General features: G+C 62.0%; 4 protein-coding genes. 2 read left to right on the top strand and 2 right to left on the bottom strand.

Annotated features, from left to right (window positions below; all coding sequences use genetic code 11):
• Nucleotides 1-93: 93 nt before the first annotated feature.
• Nucleotides 94-543, bottom strand: a complete 450-nt coding sequence (locus tag ACE03M_RS16220) for a DUF2871 domain-containing protein (RefSeq protein ID WP_485935068.1) — start codon at nt 541-543, stop codon at nt 94-96.
• Nucleotides 544-688: 145 nt separating this feature from the next.
• Between ACE03M_RS16220 and ACE03M_RS16215 the strand changes: the two genes are divergently transcribed.
• A complete protein-coding gene (locus ACE03M_RS16215; protein ID WP_485935067.1) occupies nt 689-1,174 on the top strand; it encodes a hypothetical protein in 486 nt (161 codons plus the stop codon).
• A 35-nt stretch (nt 1,175-1,209) separates the two neighbouring features.
• On the opposite strand, the gene ACE03M_RS16210 is transcribed toward ACE03M_RS16215, so the two are convergent.
• A complete protein-coding gene (locus ACE03M_RS16210; protein WP_485935066.1) occupies nt 1,210-2,730 on the bottom strand; it encodes an 8-oxoguanine deaminase in 1,521 nt (506 codons plus the stop codon).
• Nucleotides 2,731-3,182: 452 nt separating this feature from the next.
• Between ACE03M_RS16210 and ACE03M_RS16205 the strand changes: the two genes are divergently transcribed.
• Nucleotides 3,183-4,778 (top strand): nucleobase:cation symporter-2 family protein, encoded by a 1,596-nt coding sequence (locus ACE03M_RS16205; RefSeq protein WP_485935065.1) that lies wholly within the window; start codon nt 3,183-3,185, stop codon nt 4,776-4,778.
• Nucleotides 4,779-4,868 lie beyond the last annotated feature (90 nt).

Below are 4,868 nucleotides of genomic sequence, written 5' to 3'. Positions count from 1 at the left end.
CCCCCCCCCCCCCCCCCCCCCCCGGAACCGCCTCGGCGACGGTGTTTGAGTGGTTATTCCGAATTGAGAACTGAGCTGAGATCGGAGGGGTGGTCAGCCGGCGATCGACCGAGCAGTGGACGTGGTGACGACCTTGTCGGCGACGATGGCTTTGCGCAGTGACAGGAAGAGCAGAACCATGCCGACGGAGAGCGCGATGTGTCCGAGTCCGGCGATGCCGGAGATCATGGCGCTGGACTCCTGGCCGAGGACGGTGAGCATGCCGTGCCAGATCATAGTGCCTGCGGTCAGGATGATACCGGCATTGTAGGTCCAGAAGAACCAGGAGAACATCTTGGTTCCCGAGAGGCCGAAGACCTTGTCGAGGACGAGGACGATGAGCAGGACGATGAAGCCGAGTGTGAGCAGGTGGGTGTGGACGACGCTGAGCTGGGTGAAGCCTCCTTCTGGGAAATCGTTGGCCTTGGTGAACTCCCGGTAGAACAAGCCGGAGAGGACGCCGATGATCATGTATGCGAATGCCGCGTTGAATATCTTCTTCATGCTTCTACTTCATCAAGATCCGGTATTCGAATCCTGACCCAGAGGATTGAACTCTTATCCCAACTTTTGATTGATGTTCGTCCTCACACCCTCAAACCTCCCCATTTCGCAGGGAATCCGGCCCAGTGACGGTTAGCCTGAAAGCATGTCCATGGAGAATCTGTTCGCAAAGATCGACCGCATCGCGGGTGGCAGCAAAGCAGGACTCATCGTTCCTGCCGAAGGGCTCGCCCACCCGAAGACGACGCGCGCGTTCGCGTGGATCACAGGGCTGCTCGCCTTCGAGCTGGTCCTCGGCGTCGGTGCCGTCGTCTTCGCAGTCATCATCGCCCGCGCGGGCGAACCCGTGCCGTTCGCCGTCTGGATGCGTACCGTCGTCGTGCTCGGAATGACCGCCACCCTGTTCTACTTCTTCTGGCGCTCGACGAAGGGCTACTACTGGGGCTACCAGCGACTGCGCCTCTTCGCCCAGATCTTCCCGGTCATCACCCTCGTCATGGCGGCCATCCCCGGCCTCTATCCGGTCTGGATGATCACCGAGCAGATCGTCTTCAGCCTCTTTATGATCGGCGTCGGTGATTTCCTCACCAGTGATCATATGCGCGAGGTGTTCCGCATGCCCGAGAGCTGAGGGCAGGTTGGGCTGAGGTCGGGCTGGGCTGCGTCTCAGCCGGCCACGAGCTTGCGAGCCTCCTCCTGGTGGGCCGCGATGAGAGCTTCCTTATCGAGCTGTCCACCGTTGCTGCCGATCGCGTTGCCGTCGAGCACTCGCCATTGACCGGCGACCATGACTCTGTCCGCCTTCTCCGCTCCGCAGAGCACGAGGGCAGGAATCGGATCGTGTGAGCCGGAGAAGGCGAGACCGTCGAGGCGGAACATCGCCAGATCCGCCTGCTTGCCAACCTTGATGTGTCCGATGTCTTCACGCCCCAGTGCCGCCGCTGATCCGCGAGTGGCCCAGTCGAGCACGCGAGCGCAGGTGACATCAACCGAGCCGTAGCGCAGGCGCTGGATGTAGAGTGCCTGCCGGACTTCACGGATGAGGTTCGAGGCATCGTTCGATGCCGATCCGTCGACACCGAGACCGACGTTGACGCCGGCGTCTTCGAGTTCGACAGCCCGAGCGATGCCCGAGGCCAGGCGCATGTTCGACGTCGGGCAGTGCGCCACGGAGGCACCTGCCTCGCCGAGGCGGGTGATCTCATCCGAATCGACGTGCACACCGTGGGCCAACCACGATCGGTCACTCAGCCATCCCACGGACTCGAGATAGTCGACGGTGCGCAGCCCGAATCGTTCCCGGCAGAACTCCTCCTCGTCGAGGGTCTCTGCAAGGTGGGTGTGGAGCCGGACATCGAGTTCCTCGGCGAGGATCGCGCTGTCGCGCATGAGTTCGGTGGTCACGGAGAAGGGCGAGCAGGGGGCGAATCCGATCTGCACCTGCGCCCCGGCGCCTCGTTCATGATAAGCCTCGACGAGGCGGCGGGAGTCGGCGAGGATCACGTCGGCATCCTGCACGGTCTGCTGCGGCGGCAGCCCGCCGTCCTTTTCGCCCAGAGACATGGATCCGCGGGTGAGCATGGCACGCATGCCGAGCTTCCTGGCCACTTCGACTTGGATATCGATCGCATCGTCCATGCCGGTGGGGAACAGGTAGTGGTGGTCGGCGGCTGTTGTGCACCCGGATTCGAGGAGTTCGGCCATGGCCACAGTAGTGGCCAGCTCGAGAGCCTTCGGCGTCAGTCGGGCCCAGACCGGGTACAGGTTTGTCAGCCATCCGAAGAGCGGCAGGTCCGCGACGGGAGCCCACGCTCGTGTCAGGGTTTGGTAGAAGTGATGGTGAGTGTTGATGAGCCCCGGAGTGATGACATGCGCACTCGCATCGACCACCTCGGCGACGGACTGCGCCCCTCCGGTGGGCTCGCCACCTGCGGGAACAAGTTCGACGATCAGCCCGGACTGTGTGTCTACGACGATTCCGCCAGAAGCCAGAGACGGGTCGGTGTCGCGGCCGAGATGGACGGCCATGGGATTGCGCAGCCACAGAGTGGACCCATTCGCAGCGCCCGCCGTTTGGGTGCTGGTTGTCTGGGTGCTGGTTGTCTGGGTGCCCTCTGTTCGGGCGCCGGCTGCCGGAGTTCCAGCTGCATTCGCACTGGGTATTGAGGATTCGATTCCTGTGGTCATATCTGCCGCCTTTCAATGCTGATTCGGCCGAATCATCCACCTCGACCGTTGTGCGGCGACACGACTGGGGGCGAATCGCCGCCAGCTCAGGTTTCTCGGCGTCTGCTGCTCCGCCGTCCGGTGGAGGTGTACGGGACGCAGGTCCGCGAGTGAGTTCCGCCCTCGAGGTGATACCGCGCTCTACCGCCCAGCTCCAGGTGCTGCACCTCAGGTGGGACTTATTTGTCCTCCGAGGCGTCCACCGGCAAGACTGCACTCTAGCATGTGCGGCAGATCACGAAATGAGTTTGCCATCCTCAGAGGATTCGCCTAGCATTTTGCGATAAGGAAATAAAGTTTCGCATCCTGGAAGCATTGAAACAGATCCCTCATATTCAGTCGACCACCCGAATCGCTTATCCAAGCGAGGGCCCCGAGGCTGTTACTCAGGGAAGAACTCAACGGAGAGATAGATGTCGACATCAAAGCAGGCGCCCAAGAATTCCCGGGCAGAAGCGGCCCGTCCGGAGGATGAACGGCTTCCGGTCGGCACCTCATTTGCCTACGGTCTTCAGCACGTTCTGACCATGTACGGCGGCATCATCGCCGTCCCCCTCATCATCGGCAAGGCCGCCGGCCTCGATGGCGCCGGAATCAGCGTGCTGATCGCATCATGCCTGTTCGTAGGCGGGTTGGCCACGATTCTGCAGTCGTTCGGCGTTCCGTTCTTCGGCTCACAGCTGCCGCTGGTGCAGGGAGTGTCATTTGCCGGCGTCGCCACCATGACCTCGATCCTCGCGGGAGGTGAAGGGCTTCCGGAGGTCTTCGGCGCTGTCCTGGTCGCCTCGGTGATCGGCCTCATCGTCGCTCCAGGCTTCGCGCTCATCGTGAAGTTCTTCCCTCCAGTCGTCACAGGCACCGTCATCACGACGATCGGCTTGTCCCTCATGCCAGTGGCCGCAGGTTGGGCCATGGGCGGAAACGCAGAGGCACCCGATTACGGCAGCGGTCGCAATATCCTCATCGCTGTCGGTACCCTTGCCGTCGTCCTCCTACTCAGCCGAATTCCCGTGGCCGCGATCTCCCGCCTGTCCATCCTTCTGGCAATCGTGGTCGGAACTGTCATCTGCCTCATCTTCGGCTGGGCCGATTTCTCTCACGTGCTCGATCGGGGCGTGTTTGCGTTCCCCGAACCGTTTGCCTTCGGAATGCCGACCTTCTCTGCTGCGGCGATCATCTCGATGTTCATCGTCATCATCGTCACCTTCGCAGAGACCACTGCCGACATCATCGCGGTGGGCGAAATCGTCAAGACCAAGGTCGACTCCAAGCGGATCTCCAATGGCCTGCGCGCGGACATGCTGTCCTCGGCAGTGTCACCGATCTTCAACTCCTTCACCCAGTCGGCCTTCGCCCAGAACGTCGGACTTGTGGCGATCACCGGGGTGAAGTCTCGTTTCGTGGTCACAGCCGGCGGTGTCATTCTCGTCGTCCTCGGCCTGCTGCCTGTCATGGGAGGAGTCGTTGCCGCGATACCCTCCCCCGTCCTCGGCGGCGCAGGCATCGTCCTCTTCGGCACGGTGGCTGCTTCGGGCATCCGCACCTTGTCGAAGGTCGAGTACGAGGGCAACCTCAACATGATCCTGGTGGCGGTGTCCTTGGCGTTCGGCATCATCCCGGTCGTCCAGCCCGACTTCTACAACTCCTTCCCCTCGTGGGTCGGAATCATCCTCCACTCAGGAATCTCCTCGGCCACTCTCATGGCCGTGCTGCTCAACCTGGTCTTCAACCACATCGGTGTGAAAAACAAGGACCGCACCGAACGTTCGGTGTTCGTTGCAGGCACCGGCCGAGTCATCCGCAGAGACGAGCTCGAGCGACTCATCAACCATGAGGCACTGCTCGCCGAGGGCGACACCGTCAAGGACGGGAAGATCGTCGACTGCAACGGCGAGGAAGTTCCTGTCGTCACGGAGCAGCAGCACGAAAAGGTTGTGGAGGCGATCAAGAAGGGCGAGGCGCAGACTCAAGACGATGTGCGCCGAGTGATCAGAGAGACCGAAGACTGACGCTCTCCTGCTGAACAAGCAGTTCCGTCCAGAGGTTCCGCCTAGACCCTCAGTTCCAGCCGTGGGGGGGGGGGGATGCGCGCCCACCAC

Source organism: Brevibacterium sp. AGC70, from assembly GCF_057334195.1.
The sequence above is the reverse complement of the archived record's forward strand: the minus strand, read 5'-3'. Positions and strand labels throughout refer to the sequence as shown.

Bases quoted from the DNA above. Each gene is read 5' to 3' on its own strand.
- ACE03M_RS16220 (WP_485935068.1), bottom strand. From the start codon at position 543: ATGAAGAAGATATTCAACGCGGCATTCGCATACATGATCATCGGCGTC.
- ACE03M_RS16215 (WP_485935067.1), top strand. From the start codon at position 689: ATGTCCATGGAGAATCTGTTCGCAAAGATCGACCGCATCGCGGGTGGC.
- ACE03M_RS16210 (WP_485935066.1), bottom strand. From the start codon at position 2,730: ATGACCACAGGAATCGAATCCTCAATACCCAGTGCGAATGCAGCTGGA.
- ACE03M_RS16205 (WP_485935065.1), top strand. From the start codon at position 3,183: ATGTCGACATCAAAGCAGGCGCCCAAGAATTCCCGGGCAGAAGCGGCC.